The sequence below is a fragment of the Neisseria sp. P0008.S004 genome (assembly GCF_051962755.1).
GTDB lineage: Bacteria > Pseudomonadota > Gammaproteobacteria > Burkholderiales > Neisseriaceae > Neisseria > Neisseria subflava_A.
This window is the reverse complement of sequence record NZ_JBQCUZ010000008.1, coordinates 85,331-106,276: the sequence shown is the minus strand read 5'-3', so window position 1 is coordinate 106,276 and position 20,946 is coordinate 85,331. Positions and strand designations below refer to the sequence as shown.

The window sequence follows — 20,946 nt, the reverse complement described above, 5'->3', positions numbered from 1 at the left end:
ATTTGCAGGGTAATTATTTAAACATATTTTTAATAATGCCCATTACGCTGCGGGAAATGGCGTTGGTTACTTGGCGGTTGATTTGGCTGCCGATGGCGTCGGCAACGTTGTAGCCCAAACCTTGGCCAGATTTTTTGCGTCCGCCGCTCAAGCCGCCGATCAGTCCACCGAGGATGCCAGGATCAGCATTGGCAGCTTCTTTTTCTGCGGCTTTTTGTGCTTTTTCCTGCTCTTTGGCGGTATTTGCGGCTTCTTTTTCAGCGGCAGCCTGGCTGTCTGCTTCGGCCAATGCTTCAAAAGCGGAATAGTTGTCCACCATGTCTTTGTAGGTCGGATACAAATCATCGTTTTGGAACAAGCGGTTGCGCTCTTCTGCGGCAAGCGGGGTTAAGGAAGATTGCGGCGGCAGGATAAGGGCGCGTTCTACCGGCTCGGGCATACCTTTTTCGTCGAGGAAGGAAACGAGCGCTTCGCCGACGCCCAGTTCGGCAATCGCTTCGGCAACTTTGATATTCGGATTGCTGCGGAAGGTTTCGGCAGCGGCTTTGACTGCTTTTTGGTCGCGCGGTGTGAAGGCGCGCAGGGCGTGTTGCACGCGGTTACCCAGTTGGCCGAGGATGGTATCGGGTAAGTCGAGCGGGTTTTGGGTGACGAAATATACGCCCACGCCTTTGGAACGGATCAGGCGCACGACTTGTTCGATTTGTTCGACCAACGCATTGGCGGCATTGTCGAACATTAAATGCGCTTCATCGAAGAACATCACGAATTTTGGTTTGTCCAAATCGCCAACTTCGGGCAGGGTTTCAAACAACTCCGCCAACATCCACAGCAAAAACGCGCTGTACATACGCGGCGAGCGCATCAGTTTTTCGGAATTAAGGATGTTGATGATGCCTTTGCCGTTGTCGGTTTGCATCCAGTCTTGCAGGTTGAGGGAAGGTTCGCCGAAGAATTTTTCTGCACCTTCGTTTTCCAAAGTCAGCAGTTGGCGTTGAATTGCACCGATACTGGCGGCAGAAACGTTGCCGTATTGCGTGCGGTATTCCGAAGCGTGGTCGGAAACGTGTTTCAGCATGCTGCGCAGGTCTTTCAAGTCCAGAATGTGCCAGCCTCTGTCGTCGGCAACTTTGAACACGAGGTTGAGCAGGCCTTCTTGCGTGTCGTTCAGATTCATCAGGCGGGCCAAAAGCATAGGGCCCATTTCGGAAACGGTTACGCGTACGGGAATACCGGTTTCGCCGTAAACATCCCAAAAGCGCACGGGGAAATTTTGCAGCCATTGCTCGCCCAAATCAAACTCGGCGATGCGTTCGCCCACTTTGCCGCTGTTGGTACCGGCTTGCGCGATGCCTGACAAATCGCCTTTGACATCGACCAAGAATACAGGGATGCCTTCGCTGCTGAAGGCTTCCGCCATGCGGCGCAGGGTAACGGTTTTACCCGTACCGGTCGCCCCGGCGATCAAGCCGTGGCGGTTGGCCATTTTGCCTTGGATTTCGAGCGTTTTCCCGTCGGCACGCGCAATTTGAAATGTAGTCATGATTATTCCTTAGAATCCGTGATGTGAAACAATTTGTTGTCTTAAAAAACAAGCATTTTAACGTTTGCGGCGAGGGGATTCAACCAAGCAAAGTTTCAGACGGCCTTAAGTTTTGCAAAGGTTTTTTTGCAGTGATTGGACAAGGTTGAAATCTGCTATAATTCCATCCAATCCGCAACCGTCTGACAAGGCGGTTGTTTTCTTTGTTTTTTGAATATTTTTTACGAAAGCGAAAGTCGGAATGACTGCACAACAAGCCCCTTTGGGCGAAAAAACCATGGCCGTGCTGATGGCGATGTTGGTCGCGCTGATGCCGTTTTCTGTCGATGCCTATCTGCCTGCGATTCCCGAAATGGCAAAGTCGCTGGGTTCGGACATCCACCGCATCGAGCAAAGCCTGAGCTTTTTTATGTTTGGCGTGGCGTTTGGTCAGGTGGTCGGCGGTTCGATTTCGGATATTAAAGGCCGCAAACCTGTCGCCTTGGTGGGCTTGAGCATTTACTTTGCCGCCGTTATCGGTTTGACGATGGTGAATAATGTCGAGCAGCTGTTGAACTTGCGTGCCTTGCAGGCGTTTGGCGCGGGGATGACCGTGGTGATTTCCGGCGCGATGGTGCGCGATTATTATTCCGGACGCAAAGCCGCGCAGATGTTTGCCTTAATCGGCATCATTCTGATGATTGTGCCATTGATGGCGCCGATGATTGGTGCAGGCTTGCAGAATTTGGGCGGCTGGCGCATGATTTTCGGCTTTCTGGCCTGCTATTCGCTGCTGCTTTGGGGTTTGATGTGGTATTTCCTGCCCAAGCCGCACCAAAAAGGCAAAATCAGCATGGACGTGTTCGGCGTGGTGGCAGGCAGGTTTAAACGTGTTTTGAGAACGCGCGCCGCGATGGGCTATCTGTTTTTCCAAGCTTTCAGTTTTGGTTCGATGTTTGCCTTTTTGACCGAATCGTCGTTCGTGTACCAAAATCTGTATCATGTTTCACCAAACCAATATGCTTGGATATTTGCGCTCAATATCATTACCATGATGTCTTTTAACCGCGTTACCGCATGGCGTTTGAAAACCGGTACGCATCCGCAAAACATCCTCAAATGGGGCATTATCGTCCAATTTTCCGCCAATCTGCTGATGACGGTTTTGGTGTTGTCGCTGTCTTTGCCGCCTTTGTGGGCTTTAGTGCCATGCGTGATGTTTTCAGTTGGTACGCAAGGCTTGGTCGGAGCGAACACTCAAGCCTGCTTTATGAGCTATTTCAGCGCAGAGGGCGGCAGCGCAAATGCCGTTTTAGGCGTGTTCCAATCCCTTATCGGCGCATCGGTCGGCATGGCAACGACTTGGCTACATAATGGTTCCGCCTTGGTGATGGCCGGTATGATGTTGAGTTCGACCGTATGCGGTATCGTGCTGTTGTGGGTTTGCTCGCATCAGGCTTGGATGGAAAACGATAAAAAAGAATATGTTTAACCTTCGGGCCGTCTGAAAAACGGTTTCAGACGGCCTCAACACTATATTGAAGAAATTAACCATGAGTACCAGCAAACAACGCCCCATCGGCGTATTCGATTCCGGCGTCGGCGGCTTGACCAACGTTCGCGCCCTGATGGAACGCCTGCCGATGGAAAACATCATCTATTTCGGCGATACCGCACGCGTTCCCTACGGCACCAAATCCCGTGCCACCATCGAAACCTTTGCCATGCAGATTGTCGATTTCCTACTGGAAAACGATGTCAAAGCACTCGTCATCGCGTGTAACACTATTGCCGCGGTTGCCGGACAGAAAATCCGCCAAAAAGCAGGCAATATGCCCGTATTGGACGTCATCTCCGCCGGTGCGGAAGCCGCTTTGCAAACCACCAAAAACAACCGAATCGGCATTATAGCGACCAATACCACCGTCAACAGCAATGCCTACGCGCGCGCCATCCATTCGAAAAACAACGACACGCTGGTGCGCACACAAGCCGCGCCCCTGCTTGTGCCATTGGTGGAAGAAGGCTGGCTCGATCACGAAGTTACCCGCCTGACCGTACGTGAATACCTGAAGCCGCTCTTGGCTGATGATATCGACACGCTGGTGTTGGGTTGTACCCACTTCCCACTTCTCAAGCCGCTTATCGGCCGCGAAGCGCAAAACGTCACCTTGGTCGATTCCGCCATCACCACCGCCGAAGCCACCGCCAAAGCCTTAGCGCAAGCAGGTTTGCTGAATACAGAAAACGACAACCCGGATTACCGCTTCTACGTCAGCGACATCCCACTGCGTTTCCGCACCATAGGCGAACGCTTTTTGGGTAGAAGTATGGAACAGATTGAGATGGTAACATTGGGTTGATGGGTGATATTAAAGGCCGTCTGAAAACCTGATTCAGGTTTTCAGACGGCCTTTTTACTTCCTTAGAATTTTATCTGCCCGACTGTTCCCACACGTTTTGCAAGTAGGCGTAGGTCAGCTCGGCGGTGCCGGAGACCAGCTCGATGTCGCTGCCCAAGTCTTCGGCTTTGCCCACGCCGATGGGCAAGGCACCGGCGGCTTTGATGGCGGCGATGCCGGCGGCGGCGTCTTCGATACCGATGCAGTGGCGGATGTCCGTGCCCACGCCCTCGGCTGCGGCGAGGAAGATGTCGGGGGCGGGTTTGGAATGCGCGACGGCGGCAGGGTCGGCAATGGCGTCGAAGAAGTGGGTCAGTCCCATGCGTTCTAGCAGGAAGGGGCCGTTTTTACTGGCGGACGCGAGGGCGATTTTTTTGCCGTTTACTTTCAATGCTTCCAGCAGGGGCAAAATGCCGGGATACACGTCTTCGGGTTTGACTGCCTGAATCATCTCGACGTAGTTGTTGTTTTTACGGCGGGTCAGTTCGGCGAACTCGGCTTCGCTGACGGTTTTGCCGCCGTGTGCGAGGATGCGTTTGAGCGAATCGTCGCGCGACACGCCTTTGAGCTGCTCGTTAAACTTGCGGTCAATACTGATGCCCAGTTCTTCGGCGAGCTTTTTCCATGCGCGGTAGTGGTATTCGGCGGTGTCGGTGATGACGCCGTCGAGGTCAAAGAGCACTGCGGTAAAAGTCATTTTGCGCCCTCCTTATTTTTCCAATGCAACGGTGTGGCTGCCGTTGAGCGTGATGTCTTTGCCGTACACCTGCAAATCGAGCGGTTCGCCTTTGAGTAGGGTGAAGACGACGTTTTCTTTACCGACGGCGACTTTAATCAGACGGCCGCGGTAGTTGATGTGGAAGGCGTAGCCTGTCCACGCATTCGGCAGGAACGGTGCGAAGCTGAGTTTGCCGCCCCAAGTTTTCATTTGGGCGAAACCTTGGACGATGGCGAGCCACGAGCCGGTCATGGAGGTGATGTGCAGGCCATCCTCGGTGTCGTTGTTGTAGTTGTCCAAGTCCAGACGGGCGGTGCGCTGGTACATTTCCACGGCTTTTTCTTCTTTGCCCAGTTCGGCGGCGAGAATAGCGTGGATACAAGGCGACAACGAGCTTTCATGCACGGTCATCGGTTCGTAGAAGTCGAAGTTGCGGCGTTTTTCGTCCATGTTGAAACGGTCGCCGAAGAAGTAGATGCCTTGCAAGACGTCCGCCTGTTTGATGAAGGGCGAACGCAGGATTTTGTCCCACGACCATTTCTGGTTGAGCGGCAAATCGTCGGGTGAAAGCGCGGACACGGGGCGGATGTCTTTGTCGAGGAAGCCGTCGTGCTGCACGAATACGCCGAGTTCTCCGTCATGCGGACGGTACATATTCGCGCTGATGTCCGCCCATTTTTCCAACTCGGCGGCGCTCACGTTCAAATCCGGACGCGGGTATTTCGCCAGGGCTTCACGGGTGTAATCCAATACCCATGCGGCGAGGGTATTGGTGTACCAGTTGTTGTTGATGTTGTTTTCGTATTCGTTCGGGCCGGTTACGCCGTGAATCATGTATTTGCCGTTGCGTTTGGAGAAGTGGACGCGGTCCGCCCAGAAGCGGGACACTTCGACCAAGACTTCCAAGCCTTCTTTGGCAAGATAGCTTTCATCGCCGGTGTAGTTGGTGTAGTTGTAGATGGCGTAAGGAATTGCGCCGTTGCGGTGGATTTCCTCGAAGGTGATTTCCCATTCGTTGTGGCACTCGATGCCCGTAAACGTTACCATCGGATAGAGCGCGCCCGCCAAGCCCTGTTCGCGCGCGTTGTGCTGCGCATGCGGCAGTTGGTTACGGCGGTATTGCAGCAGGTTGCGGGTAACTTCGGGTTCCGCTAGTGCGAGGTAGAGCGGCACGGCGTAGGCTTCGGTGTCCCAATAGGTCGCGCCGCCGTATTTTTCGCCGGTAAAGCCTTTCGGACCGATGTTCAGGCGCGCGTCTTCGCCGTAGTAGGTGGAGAACAGTTGGAACAGGTTGAAACGGATGCCTTGCTGCGCTTCGTCGCTGCCTTCAATGACCACGTCGGCGATTTCCCAACGGTGCAGCCAGCCTGCTTTGTGCGCGTCCAGCAAGGTTTCAAACGCAACGCCTGCGATTTTTTCCGACAAGGCGTGGCCGGCGGCTTTCACTGCTTCCAAGCCCTGATAATCGCGGCTGGTGGTAATAATCACACGTTTTTCAAAGGTTTCGGGCGTACCGCCGACTTCGGCTTCGAAAGAATTGGAGACCTGCCAGTCGGTTTGGCTGCCGCCGAGGGCTTTGAAGCTGCCGGCGAAGATTTGCTCGGCGTTGACGATGAATTGTTCCACGCCGAAGGGATTGGCAACGGTTTGGGTGGCAATGTAGGAGTGGTCGTCTGAAACGCCTTTGTCTAATACCTGCCAGAATTTTTCTTCGTAGTTGGAGTCTTCGTTTTTCACGTCGGCATCGATGATGGAATCGATGCGGACTTGGTGGGTTTTGCCGTCAACGGATACGGCTTCCCAGCGGATGAGCGCCAGCTCTTTTTGCGCGACGGACAGGAATTTGCACACATTGAAACGCACGCCGAATACGGTGAACGAGCGGCGCAATACGCCGTGCTGCATATCGAGTTCGACGGAGAAGCCGGCAACGTCGTTTTTCGCCAAGTCCACCTCTTGTCCATCAACAAAGATTTTGACTTTGCTGAAATTGAGCGCGTTGATGGCTTTGCCGAAATATTTTGGGTAACCGTTTTTCCACCAGCCGACGCGGGTTTTGTCGGGGAACCACACGCCGGCGATGTAGGTACCCAAGTGGCTGTCGGAGGAGTAGGTTTCTTCAAAGTTGCCGCGCATACCCATATAGCCGTTGCCCAAGCTGGTCAGGCTCTCTTGCAGCCGTTTGTGTTCTTTTTCCAGTTTTGCCGAACGCAGCGTCCAAGGGCTGATTTCCATGATTCTTGTGTACATCGTAAAGCTCCTGTTATTAAAATTGTAAGTTCGGCAAAGGTTTCAGACGGCCTTTGCCGATGGTATTGATGGATTATTCGCCGTGGGTCTCTTTAATCAGACATACTGAGAAGGCTCCCAGCAGCAAGACTGCGCCTGCAACCAAGAACATGGTTGCCTGATGGCTGCCCAGCATAGGAAAGAGGATAAAGCTCAGCAGAGAGGCGACGATCTGAGGCATACAGATAGAGCCGTTAAACAGACCCAAATAAGTACCCATGTGTTTGCCGGAGAGGGCATTGGTTACAATCGTCAAAGGATAGGTAATAATACCGGCCCACGCAATACCGATTAAGGTATAAGACAACACCAGCGCGTATTGATTGCTGATGAAGAAAACGGAGAAGAAACCGAGTGCACCCAAAGCCAAGCAACCGAAATAACCGGCTTTATGGTATTTATTCGGTACTTTTGCCAGAATAAACGAACATATGACGGCAGCAATGGATTGTACTGCCGCCAAAACGCCGTACCAGTTGCCTGCTTCTTGGTAGCCTACGGAAGAGGCATCGGTTGTCTGCCAAACGTTTTCTGCAATCGCGCCTGCCGAGTAAGTCCACATATATTGGAAGGCGAACCAACAGAAGAATTGTACCAAAGTCACCGTCCAAAACGCTTTGGGCGCGGTTTTCAAGAGTTCGAACCAGTTGGCTTTTTCCTGATTTGCAGTCACGTCGATGCCGTGGTAGCGGGCGTAGGTTTCCGGATCATACTCTTTGACTTTGAAGATGGTGAACGCACTGGTAATAATCAGTAAGGCTGCGCCCACATAGAATGCTACGACCACGGTCTGCGGCACGACACCTTTTTCGGCCGTGTTCGCCAAACCGATATACGCAAACACAAACGGCAGAATCGCCGCCACAACCGCGCCCGTATTCGCTAAGAAACTTTGAATCCCGTAGGCGTAGCTTTTCTGCTTCTCGTTGACCATGTCGCCGACCATCATTTTAAACGGCTGCATTGCCATATTGGAGGACACGTCCAACAGCGCAATCATCAGCGCGCCAAACGACAAGGCCGCCAAAGAAGCATAGCCAAAACCGAAGCTGCCCGAGTTCGGCATCAGAACCATGACGATAACCGCAATCAGCGTACCGTAAAGCAGATAGGGAAGACGGCGGCCGCCCAAGCGCGGCATCCAAGTGCGATCTGAGTAGTAGCCCACAATCGGCTGAACCAACATACCGGCCAATGGCGGCAGAATGAAAAACCAGCCCAAATTGTGCGGGTCGGCGCCTAAAGTTTGAAAAATTCGGCTCATTTGTGAGCTTTGCAGGGTAAAGGCCGTCTGAACGCCGAGATAGCCGAAGCTCAGCATCCAAATCGTACTTTTTGCCAGTGACGGCAAACCTTGTTTTGCTGTTTTTTGCGTATTTTCCGACATGAGGTAAATCCTTTTTTTAAAAAGTATTTTTATTGAGAAATCTGAAAGGTTCCTTGGTGTGGTGTTCTCTGTCGTTATTGTTTGTGTACGTACTTTCAAGGATATAGGTGCATTTTATGAAGCGCGCCGGATATTGGCAATGCCAGTTCAAGGATAAACTGGCTTAAATCAAATTTTTTGCGGTTTGGCATTGATACCGTCGGGCAATGAGGGTATCGGTTCGGCTCGGTGTATATTTTGATGCTTATTTCTATTTTCAGGCGGCATTTGAACAAGCAAGTATTGGGGCAATAGGTTAAAATGGGCCGTCTGAAATTTGTTTGACGGAAACGAGAAAACTATGTCCCAACAATACGTCTATTCTATGCTGCGCGTGAGCAAGGTTGTGCCGCCGCAAAAAACCATTATTAAAGATATTTCCCTTTCCTTCTTCCCCGGCGCGAAAATCGGTTTGCTCGGTTTGAACGGTGCGGGTAAATCTACTGTACTGCGGATTATGGCGGGTGTGGATAAAGAATTCGAGGGCGAAGCCGTGCCGATGGGCGGCATTAAAATCGGCTATTTGCCGCAAGAGCCTGAGCTTGATCCTGAGAAAACCGTACGCGAGGAAGTGGAAAGCGGTTTGGGCGAAGTGGCCGCGGCGCAGAAACGCTTGGAAGAAGTGTATGCCGAGTATGCCAATCCTGATGCGGATTTTGACGCGTTGGCGGAAGAACAAGGTCGTTTGGAAGCGATTATTGCGGCGGGTTCATCTACCGGCGGCGGTGCAGAGCATGAATTGGAAATCGCTGCCGACGCGCTGCGACTGCCTGATTGGGATGCCAAAATCGGCAATTTGTCCGGCGGTGAAAAACGCCGCGTTGCTTTGTGCAAACTCTTGTTGAGCAAGCCCGATATGCTGCTGCTGGACGAGCCGACCAACCACTTGGACGCAGAATCTGTCGAGTGGCTGGAACAATTCTTGGTACGCTTCCCTGGTACTGTCGTTGCGGTAACGCACGACCGCTACTTCTTGGACAATGCCGCCGAATGGATTTTGGAACTTGACCGCGGCCACGGTATCCCGTGGAAAGGCAATTACTCGTCTTGGCTGGAGCAGAAAGAAAAACGCTTGGAAAACGAGGCGAAGTCTGAAGCTGCACGCGTGAAGGCGATGAAGCAGGAATTGGAATGGGTGCGCCAAAATGCCAAAGGCCGCCAAGCCAAGTCTAAAGCGCGTTTGGCTCGTTTTGAAGAAATGAGCAACTACGAATACCAAAAACGCAACGAAACTCAGGAAATCTTTATCCCTGTTGCCGAGCGTTTGGGTAACGAAGTAATTGAATTTGTGAATGTTTCCAAATCGTTCGGCGATAAAGTGCTGATTGACGATTTGAGCTTCAAAGTACCTGCTGGCGCGATTGTCGGCATTATCGGCCCGAACGGCGCGGGTAAATCTACGCTGTTCAAAATGATTTCGGGCAAAGAGCAGCCTGATTCCGGCGAAGTGAAAATCGGCCAAACCGTGAAAATGAGCTTGATTGACCAAAGCCGCGAAGGTTTGCAAAACGACAAAACCGTGTTCGACAACATCGCCGAAGGCCGCGACATTTTGCAGGTTGGTCAGTTTGAAATTCCAGCCCGCCAATATTTGGGACGCTTCAACTTCAAAGGCAGCGACCAAAGCAAAATCGCAGGTCAATTGTCTGGCGGCGAACGCGGTCGTCTGCACTTAGCAAAAACCTTGTTGAGCGGCGGCAATGTGTTGCTGCTGGACGAGCCGTCTAACGACCTCGACGTAGAAACCCTGCGCGCGTTGGAAGACGCATTGTTGGAATTTGCCGGCAGCGTGATGGTGATTTCGCACGACCGCTGGTTCCTCGACCGCATCGCTACGCATATTCTGGCTTGTGAAGGCGACTCTAAATGGGTGTTCTTTGACGGCAACTATCAGGAATACGAAGCCGACAAGAAACGCCGTTTGGGCGAAGAGGGCGCGAAACCGAAACGTATCCGTTACAAACCGGTAACACGTTAAGCAGGTTTGAACCAAAAGGCCGTCTGAAACTTTTAATGTTTCAGACGGCCTTTTATTTTTGATGTTTATGATTGTTTTCTTAATTGCGGATGGTTTTCCAATGTATCAATGATGATTTCAATCATGCGTGGGGCAGTTTGAGCTAAATCGAAGCCTTGACCTGAAGAAAGCCAGCGCCAAATAAAGCCGTCTAATGAAGACTTGATGAAGATGACTGCCATATCGATATCCAAATTATCCGCCAACGCTTTTTGTTGTACCGCATCAGTCAGGACAGCAACGATTTTTTCACGCCATAGTGATTGGTGTTTTTTAGCGATGGCAATGACCGCCTCGTTTTGCTCGGTGTGTTCGCATTTTAAAAACAAAATGCTGTGGAATTTATAGTGAAGCTCGTTGTGTTGCAGGCGCTCGAAAAAACGGGTCAGGGTCAGTCGGAAGCTTGACCAAGCCTGTTCGTTATTGTTGTTCGAGTCTTCTTTTATGCAGCTTTCGATGTCGTCGCAAATCCGTTGGAACAAGGCGTCAAACAAATCTTCTTTGTTTTTGAAATGCCAATACAGCGCGCCGCGCGTTACGCCTGCGGCTTGGGCAATTTCGTTAAGCGAGGTGCGGGCAATGCCTTTCTGATAAAACGTATCCAATGTGGCAAGCATGAGATATTCTTTGGTTTTTAAGGCTTCGGTTTTGGTTCTTCTCATAGTTGTTTTGTAGGAAATGTAAATTTATGGTTCGGATTATAAAAAATTACTTCTGAACATGCAAGAATGTATGTATAATTCAATTTAATATTATATAGTGTTTCTCAACACTATATAATCAGCCTGTTTTTCACAAAAGCAGGCAATTTCTGCTTATGAAATATGAAATTAAAGTAATCAATTTTTAATTAGTCAAACCCTTATTTATCATAGAGATAGGAAAATTATGGCTCTTTATGCTTCTAAAATGATGCGTGTCGTATCGATTGCGGCGGCTACTGCATTGGCGCTTTCTGCTTGCGGCAAAGGCGATGAGAAGGCAGCCGGCCAACAGGCGCAAGGCAGTCAGCAACAGCAAAATCAACCTGCGCCTGAAGTCCGCGTGGTTACCGTGCATCCGGAAACCGTTGCATTGACAACCGAATTGCCAGGCCGTCTGGAATCATTGCGTACTGCCGAAGTTCGTGCCCAAGTCGGCGGTATTTTGCAAAAACGCCTGTTCCAAGAGGGCAGCTATGTTAAAGCCGGTCAGCCTTTATATCAAATCGACAGCTCATCTTATGAAGCAAACTTAGAAAGCGCACGCGCCCAGTTGGCAAGTGCGCAAGCGACTTTGGCCAAAGCGAATGCCGACTTAGCCCGCTACAAACCGCTGGTTGCCGCCGATGCCATCAGCCAACAAGAATATGATGCGGCCGTAACGGCCAAGCGTTCAGCAGAGGCAGGCGTCAAATCTGCACAAGCAGCCATCAAATCTGCCGGTATCAGCCTGAACCGCTCCCGTATTACTGCGCCGATTTCCGGCTTTATCGGTCAATCTAAAGTTTCTGAAGGTACGCTGCTGAATTCCGGCGATACCACTGTTTTGGCCACCATCCAACAAACCAATCCGATGTATGTCAACGTTACTCAGTCTGCGAGTGAGGTCATGAAACTGCGTCAACAGGTTGCCGAAGGCAAATTGTTGGCGGCAAACGGCGCGATTGCAGTGGATATCAAATTTGACGACGGTACGGTTTACCCTGAAAAAGGCCGTCTGCTGTTTGCAGATCCGACTGTTAACGAAACGACCGGTCAAATTACTTTGCGCGCTGCCATTCCTAATGACAGAAATATCTTGATGCCGGGCTTGTATGTGCGCGTATTGATGGAACAAGTGGCAGTGGATAATGCATTTGTAGTGCCGCAACAAGCAGTTACCCGCGGTTCGCAAGATACGGTGATGGTGGTGAATGACAAGAGCGAAATGGAAGCGCGTGTCGTGACCGTTGCCCAACAGCAAGGTACCAATTGGGTTATTACAGACGGCCTGAAAGACGGTGACAAAGTGATTGTTGAAGGCATCAGCATTGCCGCTATGTCGGGTGCTAAAAAGGTAACGCCGAAAGAATGGACGCCGCCTGCAAGCGCTGCGGCAGCAACACCGGCAGTTTCAGACGGCCAGGCGGCATCCGAGGCCAAGCCTGAAGCTAAAGCTGCATCTGAAGTCAAATAAGGAACGCATGAATGTCTAAGTTTTTTATTGACCGCCCCATTTTTGCATGGGTTATTGCGATTTTTATCATCGCAGCGGGTATTTTCGGTATTCAAAAACTGCCGATTTCCCAATATCCGTCCGTTGCTGCACCGACCATTACTTTGCGCGCTACTTATCCGGGCGCTTCTGCTCAGGTAATGGAAGACAGCGTACTGGCCGTTATCGAACGTAATATGTACGGTGTGGAAGGTTTGGACTATATGACGACTTCTGCCAATTCCAGCGGCAGCGGCAGCGTCAGTCTGACGTTTACACCGGAAACCAATGAAGATTTGGCGCAGGTAGACGTGCAGAACAAATTGTCGGAAGTGTTGTCCACATTGCCGTCTACCGTACAGCAATATGGTGTAACCGTATCTAAAGCGCGTTCCAACTTCTTGCAAGTGGTCATGCTTTCTTCTGAAAAGCAATCCATTGAGGAAATGAACGATTACGCCCAGCGCAATATCATTCCTGAACTGCAGCGTATCGACGGGGTAGGGCAGGTACAATTGTTTGGTGCGCAACGCGCCATGCGTATTTGGGTTGACCCGAAAAAACTGCAAAACTACAACCTGTCTTTTGCAACGGTAACCAACGCACTGGCTACTCAAAATATCCAAATTTCTGCAGGCTCTATCGGTTCTTTGCCGGCGGCTGCAGGTCAGACCATTTCGGCGACCGTTACTGCGGAAGGGCAATTAAGAACGGCTGAAGAGTTTGGCAACATCATTTTGGTATCCAATACCGATGGTTCTAATGTCTATCTGAAAGACGTTGCCAAAGTCAGCTTGGGTATGCAGGACTATTCTACTTCCACACGTTTGAACGGCGTGAATACCACCGGTATGGCAGTGATGCTGTCCAACAGCGGTAACGCTTTGGCAACGGCGACTGCCGTGAAAGAAAAAATGGCAGTTTTGCAGAAGTATTTTCCAGACGGCATGAGCTGGAAAGTTCCTTACGATACTTCCAAATTTGTGGAAATTTCGATTGAGAAAGTGATCCATACGCTTTTGGAAGCCATCGTATTGGTATTCTTGGTGATGTATCTCTTCCTGCAAAATATCCGCTATACGCTGATTCCGACTATTGTCGTGCCGATTTCCCTGTTGGGCGGTTTTGCCTTTATCTCATATATGGGTATGTCGATTAACGTATTGACCATGTTTGCGATGGTATTGGTAATTGGTATTGTGGTCGATGATGCGATTGTGGTCGTTGAAAACGTTGAGCGTATTATGGCGAGCGAAGGTCTGCCGCCTAAGGCTGCAACCAAAAAAGCGATGAGTCAGATTTCCGGCGCGGTGATCGGTATTACTGCCGTGTTGATGTCCGTATTTGTGCCGCTGGCAATGTTTAGCGGTGCAACCGGTAACATTTACAAACAGTTTGCCCTGACCATGGTGGCATCGATCGGCTTCTCCGCATTCCTTGCTTTGACGCTGACTCCGGCATTGTGTGCCACCATGCTCAAGCCGATTCAGAATGGTCATCACGAAGAGAAAAAAGGTTTCTTCGGTTGGTTTAACAAGAAATTCGACAACTGGACACACGGCTACGAAGGCTGGGTAGCCAAAGTCTTGCGCAAGACTTTGCGCATGATGGTTGTCTATATCGGTTTGACTGTTGTGGGCGTATTCCTGTTTATGCGTCTGCCGACTTCCTTCTTGCCGACTGAAGACCAAGGTAACTTGATGTTGAGCGTACAGCTGCCTGCCGGCGCGACCAAAGAGCGTACCGATGCAACTTTGGCTCAAATCACTCAACTGGCGAAATCTGTACCTGAGATCGAGAACATTGTTACCGTTTCCGGCTTTAGTTTTAGCGGTTCCGGCCAAAACATGGCTTTGGGCTTTGTCATTCTGAAAGACTGGAGCGAACGTACTGCTCCGGGCAGCGATGCGACTTCTATTTCCGGTAAGTTGACCGGCATGATGATGGCTACGCTGAAAGACGGTTTCGGTTTGGCGATTGTGCCTCCTGCCATTATGGAATTGGGTACAGGCTCCGGCTTGACGATTTACCTGCAAGACCGTAACAACAGCGGCCATGCCGCATTATTGGCCAAGCGCAATGAGTTGATTGACAAAATGCGCAAAAGCGGTTTGTTTAACCCAAGTACCGTTCGTGCGAGCGGTTTGGAAGATGCGCCGCAGTTGAAAATCGACATCGACCGCTCTGCCGCAGCAGCACAAGGTATTTCGTTCTCTGACATCCGTACTGCTTTGGCTTCTGCTTTGGGTTCGTCTTATGTAAACGACTTCCCGAATCAAGGCCGTCTGCAACGCGTGATGGTACAAGCTGATGCGAGTGCCCGTATGCAGCCTGCCGATATTCTGAACCTGACTGTACCGAATAAATCCGGCGTTGCCGTACCGCTTTCTACCATTGCTACTGTTTCTTGGGAAAACGGTATGGAACAAAGCGTCCGCTTCAATGGTTATCCGGCAATGGAGCTTTCCGGCTCGCCTGTTAATGGCGTGTCTTCCGGTCAAGCCATGGCTGCGGTACAGCAAATGGTTGATGACATGGGTGGCGGTTACAGCCTGGAATGGGGCGGCCAGTCTCGTGAAGAGGCCAAAGGCAGCTCGCAAACTGTCGTGTTGTATGCATTGGCCGCTGCCGCTGTATTCTTGGTATTGGCTGCTTTGTACGAAAGCTGGTCTATCCCGTTGGCGGTTATCCTTGTGATTCCGTTGGGCTTGATTGGCGCGGCATTGGGCGTGACCGGCCGCAACATGTTTGAAGCGCTGCTGGGCAGTATTCCGGCATACGCCAACGATATCTACTTCCAAGTCGGTTTCGTTACGGTGATGGGTTTGAGTGCGAAAAACGCGATTTTGATTATCGAGTTTGCCAAAGACCTGCAAGCGCAAGGCAAGAGCGCGCTTGAAGCTGCGCTTGCCGCCGCACACTTGCGTTTCCGTCCGATTATCATGACTTCGTTTGCCTTCATCTTGGGCGTGGTACCGCTTTATGTTGCCAGCGGTGCCAGCTCCGCCAGCCAACGTGCGATTGGTACGACCGTGGTCTGGGGTATGTTGATCGGTACGATTCTGTCTGTGTTCCTTGTGCCTTTGTTCTATGTGGTTGTGCGCAAATTCTTTAAAGAAACCGCACACGAGCATGAGATGGCCGCCAAACACGCCGCTGAAGCCGGCATGATTGAAGACGGTAAACACGATTCAGACAAGCACTAAAGCAAAGGCCGTCTGAAAAATTTTCAGACGGCCTCAAAATGCTAAAGGATTCTAAAATGAAGAAGATTACATTCAAACCTGTACTGACCGCCGTTGCCGCCGCCGTGGCTTTGTCGGCCTGTACCATGATGCCGAAATATGAGCAGCCTCAAGTTGCCGTGGCCGATACGTTTAAATACGACACTGTTGACGACGGTATCCGTGCAGCCGAATTGGGTTGGCAAGATTACTTTGCCGATCCTCGCCTTCACCGCCTGATCGACATCGCATTGGAACGCAATACCGATTTGCGTACAGCCGCGCTGAATGCGGAAATCTACCGCAAGCAATACATGATTGCGCGTAATAATTTGTTGCCAACCGTCAATGCCAGCGGTACAGGTTCGCGTCAAGGCAGTTTGAGTGGCGGCAGCGTTAGCAGCCAATACAGCGTGGGTTTGGGCGCAGCCTCTTATGAGCTTGACCTCTTCGGCCGTGTCCGCAGTACCAGCGAAGCCGCGTTGCAAGGTTATTTTAATGTGGCCGCAAACCGCGATGCCGCCCATCTGACCCTGATTTCTACCGTTGCCAAAGCCTACTTTAACGAACGCTACGCGGAAGAAACCATGGCATTGGCACAACGCGTATTACAAACCCGTGAAGCGACTTACAAGCTCTCGCAATTACGCCATAAGGCCGGCGTGATTTCCGCCGTTGATTTGCACCAACAGGAAGCGCTGATTGAATCGGCCAAAGCCGATTACGCATCTGCGGTAAAAAACCGCGAGCAAGCGCGAAATTCCTTGGCTATGTTGATTAATCAACCTTTGCCTGAAGACTTGCCTGCCGGTTTGCCTTTGAACAAACAGTTCAAAATGACCAAACTGCCTGCCGGTTTGAGTTCGGACCTGTTGCTCAACCGTCCGGATATCCGTGCGGCCGAACACGCGCTCAAACAAGCCAATGCCAATATCGGTGCGGCACGTGCGGCGTTTTTCCCGCGCATCAGCCTGACCGGTTCTGTCGGTACCGCTTCCGGCGAGTTGAGCGGCCTGTTTAAGAGCGGCACGGGTATTTGGGCTTTTGCACCATCCATCACTCTGCCTATCTTTGATTGGGGCACAAACAAAGCCAATCTTGACGTAGCCAAACTGCGCCAACAGGCACAAATCGTTGCTTATGAAGCCGCTGTTCAATCCGCATTCAAAGACGTTTCCAATGCGTTGGTTGCACGCGAACAGCTGGATAAAAGCTATGCCGCTTTGAGCAAACAAAGCCGTGCCTACAACGACAGCCTGCGCCTCATCAGCCTGCGCTACAAACATGGCGTATCCAGTGCATTGGATTTGCTGGATGCCGAGCGCAGCAGTTACGGCGCAGAAACTGCTCTTTTGGCTAATCAGCTGACCCGTTTGGAAAACCTTGCCGACTTGTATAAAGCACTTGGCGGCGGTTTGAAACGCGAAACCAAAGCTTCTGAATAAATATTTGCCTGCTAAGCTTAAAAGGCCGTCTGAAACATTTGGGTTTCAGACGGCCTTTTTGTTATGCGGCAATTCTAAGCTTTTAATTTCTCGCTTAAAGTGGCGACATAGGCTGCGCGTTCGTTACGGCTGGCTTCGGGCTGGTGTGTATTGAGCGAAGACCATTTGCGGTTGCTGCGTGCTTTGTTGAGTTCGCTTGGCAATTTGGCCGTATTCCATGGCGCTTTGCGTTCTTTTAGCTCGATATGTGATTGAGCCGCGTGGCCGCGCGTTTGCAAGACGTGCAATAAATCCAGTGCGCGTGCGGCGAGCAGGGTAAGGGTTTCCGGATCAGTATGCAGGGTTTGCCGGCCGTTGATTTTGTCGGTGATGTCTTGGGCATTGGGCAAAATGCCGCCCAACAGTCCACCGATGGCTGTGCCCAAACCAAGCGAGCCGCCAAGCGTGGCAATATCCAAGCCTAAGCCGATGAGTGCACCTGCGGTTGCGCCGGTACCGGTACGGATGCCGTAATGTTTGAGCAATTCGCTGTCAAACGGATCTTGTTTGAAGGCTTTGGGCATCCATGTGCTGTCACTGCCGACTTCGTCGTGATAGAAGCGGTAAAGTGTGAACAGGCGTTGTTGCATTTGCCGCTCAAGTTGGCGGATTTCCGATTGCATGACTTCCAAAGTCGGGGCAGGGTCGTCGTTTTCGGCAATTTCTTGGGTAAATGCGGCGGCATCCAGCAGAAAATCGGCAATTTCACGACGCGCTTCCGTATCCAGCCGTTGCCACTCGCGACGGCGCATATTGATGAGGCGGTCGAGGATGTCGCGCTTAGGTAACATGGTGGCAAGGTTGTCCCACAATCGGATTTCGCCTTCAAAGTCGAAGGCAACGGTATCGAAACCGGCGTAAACATGCAGGTTTCTGCGGGCGAGCATATTGGTCCAAGCGCTCAGGTCTTGATTTTGGGTGAAGTTGAACACGGGCATGATGGGCTTGGCGCACCAAGATAAAATGGTCAGCTCGTCTTTGTATTTGTCGAGGACGGGTTCCCGCGCGTCGATGACGTACATGGCCATATCGCTTTGCATGACTTGGCGCAGCACTTTGGCCTCTTGGTTGAACTCGTGATGCGCCTCATGACTGCTGAGGAATTGCTGGATGCGTTCGATACCGTCATCGCGTGCGGATGTGTGGGTTTCCAGCCAGTCCAATACGCCGCCGGCATCTTCAAGGCCAGGGGTGTCGTAGAGGTAAACCAAGCTGTCGTCACCGTCGTTTATGAGGGCTTCTTCGACATGGCGCGTGGTGGATGGCGCGTTTTTCACTTCGCCGAAGGTACTGTCGCGCAAAAGCGTACGTAAGAGCGAGGTTTTGCCTGTATTGGTATGGCCGACGACGGCAAGGGAAAGTGGGGTGGTCATGGTCTTTGGGTCGGGTTGATATGGACTATGAATGTGTGAGTATGGAGCCGTTTATCTTTAGTGGCAATATATGTTTCAGACGGCCCTAAATTTTTTATATATGGGCGAAAATAGCAAGAAAAAGAGGGGAATAGCGACTTTGTTGTTTTTTAGCAAAATACTTGAAAATAGATAGGAAAACAGTTGACAGGAGGGTAGAAGGCTAGGATAATTCGCGCCGTTGAGTTGCTTGATGCAGCTTGATTTTTCTCCTCTATTTCTCCTTTGTAGACTTGGCGCATATCAAAACGGTATGCGCATTTTTTTATCTATATTGAAATATGATTACATTTAAAATCTGTAAATCGAATAATTAAGAAACTTTACAAGAAAAATACTTGCGCGGTTGAGTCTCTTGTTGCATAATTCGTTTCGTTAGCTGGTTCGAGTAGTCAGTTAATAGTTTCTCCTCTATTTCTCCTTTGTAGACTTGGCACACATTCTGTCGGATGTGTGCATTTTTTTTTGCCTATTTAAAATAAAGGCCGTCTGAATGTTGTAATATTTCAGACGGCATTTGTGTGTTGAATAGAATTAGATGTCTAATACTACTTCTTCTTTGACTTCTTCCATGACAACATAGCTGCGGCTTTCGGACGCAGCCGGCAGTTGCAGCAGGATATTGCCGAGCATATCGCGATAGGCAGACATATTGGGCAGGCGGACTTTGATAAGGTAGTCGTATTCGCCGGAGACTAAGTGGCATTCCAGAATTTGCGGAATCTTCAGTACTTCGCGTTTGAAGTCTTCAAAAATATTGCCGGATTTGGAACGTAGTTTCAGCTCGACAAAGACCAATAGGCTTTGGCCTAAAGCATGAGGATTCAGATGGGCGTGATAGCCGGTGATAAGGTTGTCGCGTTCCAAACGGCGGACGCGTTCGGTTACCGGCGTGGTGGAGAGGCCGACTTTTTCAGCCAATTCGGTCATGGGGATACGTGCGTTTTGTTGTAGGAGCTTGAGAATTTTTAAGTCGGTTTTGTCGAGTTCTTTCATGGCCTTGATGTCTGTCGTTTTCATTTGGATTGAATCATAACCTTAAAACAGGCTGAGAAGAAGCATAAATGCCTAAAGGTGCGCATGAGGTCTAAATTATGAATAGATTATTCTTGTGGATTTCATGGAATCCTGTGTAGTTTTTGACCTATAATATTTGCTTCAAAGTAATGGGGCAGGCCGTCTGAAACGGAATGCCGATAAGAGGAATACATTATGCGTCCGCTCAATGCGCAAATCCGTTTGGATAATTTACGTCAAAATTATCGTTTTCTCAAAGAGTTGCATGGCAATAAATTGTTGGCTGTGATTAAGGCCGATGCTTACGGTCATGGCGCGGTCAGATGTGCACACGCGTTGGCGGATATTGCCGACGGCTTTGCGGTAGCAACGGTAGATGAAGGCGTGGAACTGCGTCAAAACGGCATTAAAAACCCGATTGTTTTGTTGGAAGGCGTATTTGATGCTGCGGAGTATGCGGATGTTGACCGTTATGATTTGTGGCCGGCAATCGGCAGCCAATGGCAACTGGAGGCATTTGTGCATCATGAGTGGCAACATCCGACAACTGTATGGCTGAAAATGGACTCTGGTATGCACCGTGCCGGTTTCTTTCCACACAATTATGCCGCTGCCTATACTGCATTGAAACAATCCGAATCGGTTGAAAATATTGTGAAATTCAGCCATTTTTCCTGCGCGGACGAACCGGAAAACGGCATGACCGAAATGCAGCTTGAAGCGTTTGATTTGGCGTGTGAAGGTTTGGAAGGCGAAGAGAGTTTGGCCAATTCCGCCGCGATTTTGAACGTGCCTGAAGCGCGCCGCGATTGGGGACGTGCCGGTCTGGCTTTATATGGTATTTCGCCTTTCGGTGGCGTGGATGATCATTTGAAACCGGTTATGCGCCTGACTTCCCGTGTTTTCGGCGAGCGCGTGTTGCAGCCGCATTCTCCGATTGGCTACGGCGCAACGTTCTACACCAGCAAATCTACCCGTGTCGGTTTGATTGCCTGCGGTTATGCCGACGGTTATCCGCGTCGCGCTTCTACTAATTCCCCTGTGGCCGTGGATGGTAAGCGTAGCCGTATTATCGGCAGGGTATCTATGGATATGATTACGGTTGAACTGGAAGCCTCGAAAGAGGGCTTGGGTGCGGAAGTCGAGCTTTGGGGCGATGTGATTAATATCAATGAAGTTTCCGAAGTTGCCGGTATGATTCCGTACGAAATCCTTTGCAATATTAAACGTGCGAAGTTTACTTATATCGAGTAAGCAGTA

Annotated in this window: 14 protein-coding genes; 7 read left to right on the top strand and 7 right to left on the bottom strand. The window is 50.7% G+C overall.

Annotation, left to right across the window (positions count from 1 at the left end):
- Nucleotides 1–13: 13 nt before the first annotated feature.
- Nucleotides 14–1,543 (bottom strand): helicase HerA-like domain-containing protein, encoded by a 1,530-nt coding sequence (locus ACTHSW_RS09410; protein ID WP_070461993.1) that lies wholly within the window; start codon nt 1,541–1,543, stop codon nt 14–16.
- Nucleotides 1,544–1,784: 241 nt separating this feature from the next.
- Here ACTHSW_RS09410 and ACTHSW_RS09405 point away from each other — a divergent pair, with 241 nt between their 5' ends.
- On the top strand, nt 1,785–3,014 hold the full coding sequence (locus ACTHSW_RS09405; protein ID WP_070461994.1) for a multidrug effflux MFS transporter: 1,230 nt from the start codon (nt 1,785–1,787) through the stop codon (nt 3,012–3,014).
- 61 nt (nt 3,015–3,075) lie between these two features.
- A complete protein-coding gene (murI, locus tag ACTHSW_RS09400) occupies nt 3,076–3,885 on the top strand; it encodes a glutamate racemase (RefSeq protein ID WP_049331752.1) in 810 nt (269 codons plus the stop codon).
- A gap of 70 nt (nt 3,886–3,955) precedes the next feature.
- Here murI and pgmB read toward each other — a convergent pair whose 3' ends face one another.
- The 3 genes from pgmB to ACTHSW_RS09385 form a co-directional block, all read right to left on the bottom strand.
- A complete protein-coding gene (pgmB, locus tag ACTHSW_RS09395) occupies nt 3,956–4,621 on the bottom strand; it encodes a beta-phosphoglucomutase (protein ID WP_070461995.1) in 666 nt (221 codons plus the stop codon).
- 12 nt (nt 4,622–4,633) lie between these two features.
- Nucleotides 4,634–6,892: a glycoside hydrolase family 65 protein gene (locus tag ACTHSW_RS09390; protein WP_107811062.1), complete on the bottom strand. Its 2,259-nt coding sequence runs from the start codon at nt 6,890–6,892 to the stop codon at nt 4,634–4,636.
- Between the two features lie 73 nt (nt 6,893–6,965).
- Nucleotides 6,966–8,318, bottom strand: coding sequence for an SLC45 family MFS transporter (locus ACTHSW_RS09385; protein ID WP_440373888.1), 1,353 nt, complete (start codon nt 8,316–8,318; stop codon nt 6,966–6,968).
- 340 nt (nt 8,319–8,658) lie between these two features.
- On the opposite strand from ACTHSW_RS09385, the gene ettA reads away from it, so the two are divergent.
- Entirely contained in the window at nt 8,659–10,335 is a 1,677-nt protein-coding gene (gene ettA, locus ACTHSW_RS09380) for an energy-dependent translational throttle protein EttA (RefSeq protein ID WP_003747462.1), read from the top strand.
- Nucleotides 10,336–10,400: 65 nt separating this feature from the next.
- Here the strand turns inward: ettA and mtrR are convergent, their stop codons facing one another.
- Complete coding sequence (gene mtrR / locus ACTHSW_RS09375) at nt 10,401–11,036, bottom strand: multidrug efflux system transcriptional repressor MtrR (RefSeq protein ID WP_070462000.1); 636 nt, start codon at nt 11,034–11,036, stop codon at nt 10,401–10,403.
- Between the two features lie 226 nt (nt 11,037–11,262).
- On the opposite strand from mtrR, the gene ACTHSW_RS09370 reads away from it, so the two are divergent.
- Genes ACTHSW_RS09370 through ACTHSW_RS09360 form a run of 3 tightly spaced genes read left to right on the top strand, consistent with a single transcriptional unit; the run spans nt 11,263 to nt 17,218 of the window.
- Entirely contained in the window at nt 11,263–12,531 is a 1,269-nt protein-coding gene (locus ACTHSW_RS09370; RefSeq protein ID WP_440373887.1) for an efflux RND transporter periplasmic adaptor subunit, read from the top strand.
- An 11-nt stretch (nt 12,532–12,542) separates the two neighbouring features.
- Entirely contained in the window at nt 12,543–15,755 is a 3,213-nt protein-coding gene (locus tag ACTHSW_RS09365; RefSeq protein WP_440373886.1) for an efflux RND transporter permease subunit, read from the top strand.
- A 56-nt stretch (nt 15,756–15,811) separates the two neighbouring features.
- Nucleotides 15,812–17,218: an efflux transporter outer membrane subunit gene (locus tag ACTHSW_RS09360; protein WP_107831885.1), complete on the top strand. Its 1,407-nt coding sequence runs from the start codon at nt 15,812–15,814 to the stop codon at nt 17,216–17,218.
- Between the two features lie 74 nt (nt 17,219–17,292).
- Here ACTHSW_RS09360 and ACTHSW_RS09355 read toward each other — a convergent pair whose 3' ends face one another.
- Both ACTHSW_RS09355 and ACTHSW_RS09350 read right to left on the bottom strand, forming a co-directional pair.
- A complete protein-coding gene (locus ACTHSW_RS09355) occupies nt 17,293–18,630 on the bottom strand; it encodes a GTPase/DUF3482 domain-containing protein (protein ID WP_440373885.1) in 1,338 nt (445 codons plus the stop codon).
- Between the two features lie 573 nt (nt 18,631–19,203).
- Nucleotides 19,204–19,665: a winged helix-turn-helix transcriptional regulator gene (locus tag ACTHSW_RS09350; RefSeq protein ID WP_079453694.1), complete on the bottom strand. Its 462-nt coding sequence runs from the start codon at nt 19,663–19,665 to the stop codon at nt 19,204–19,206.
- 216 nt (nt 19,666–19,881) lie between these two features.
- On the opposite strand from ACTHSW_RS09350, the gene alr reads away from it, so the two are divergent.
- The gene (alr, locus tag ACTHSW_RS09345; protein WP_070462007.1) at nt 19,882–20,940 is read left to right on the top strand and encodes an alanine racemase; all 1,059 of its coding nucleotides are present in this window, start codon (nt 19,882–19,884) and stop codon (nt 20,938–20,940) included.
- The last annotated feature ends 6 nt before the right edge of the window (nt 20,941–20,946 follow it).

Bases quoted from the DNA above. Each gene is read 5' to 3' on its own strand.
- ettA (WP_003747462.1), top strand. From the start codon at position 8,659: ATGTCCCAACAATACGTCTATTCTATGCTGCGCGTGAGCAAGGTTGTG.
- ACTHSW_RS09405 (WP_070461994.1), top strand. From the start codon at position 1,785: ATGACTGCACAACAAGCCCCTTTGGGCGAAAAAACCATGGCCGTGCTG.
- ACTHSW_RS09370 (WP_440373887.1), top strand. From the start codon at position 11,263: ATGGCTCTTTATGCTTCTAAAATGATGCGTGTCGTATCGATTGCGGCG.
- ACTHSW_RS09385 (WP_440373888.1), bottom strand. From the start codon at position 8,318: ATGTCGGAAAATACGCAAAAAACAGCAAAACAAGGTTTGCCGTCACTG.
- ACTHSW_RS09355 (WP_440373885.1), bottom strand. From the start codon at position 18,630: ATGACCACCCCACTTTCCCTTGCCGTCGTCGGCCATACCAATACAGGC.
- ACTHSW_RS09410 (WP_070461993.1), bottom strand. From the start codon at position 1,543: ATGACTACATTTCAAATTGCGCGTGCCGACGGGAAAACGCTCGAAATC.
- mtrR (WP_070462000.1), bottom strand. From the start codon at position 11,036: ATGAGAAGAACCAAAACCGAAGCCTTAAAAACCAAAGAATATCTCATG.
- ACTHSW_RS09360 (WP_107831885.1), top strand. From the start codon at position 15,812: ATGAAGAAGATTACATTCAAACCTGTACTGACCGCCGTTGCCGCCGCC.
- ACTHSW_RS09365 (WP_440373886.1), top strand. From the start codon at position 12,543: ATGTCTAAGTTTTTTATTGACCGCCCCATTTTTGCATGGGTTATTGCG.
- murI (WP_049331752.1), top strand. From the start codon at position 3,076: ATGAGTACCAGCAAACAACGCCCCATCGGCGTATTCGATTCCGGCGTC.
- pgmB (WP_070461995.1), bottom strand. From the start codon at position 4,621: ATGACTTTTACCGCAGTGCTCTTTGACCTCGACGGCGTCATCACCGAC.
- alr (WP_070462007.1), top strand. From the start codon at position 19,882: ATGCGTCCGCTCAATGCGCAAATCCGTTTGGATAATTTACGTCAAAAT.
- ACTHSW_RS09350 (WP_079453694.1), bottom strand. From the start codon at position 19,665: ATGAAAGAACTCGACAAAACCGACTTAAAAATTCTCAAGCTCCTACAA.
- ACTHSW_RS09390 (WP_107811062.1), bottom strand. From the start codon at position 6,892: ATGTACACAAGAATCATGGAAATCAGCCCTTGGACGCTGCGTTCGGCA.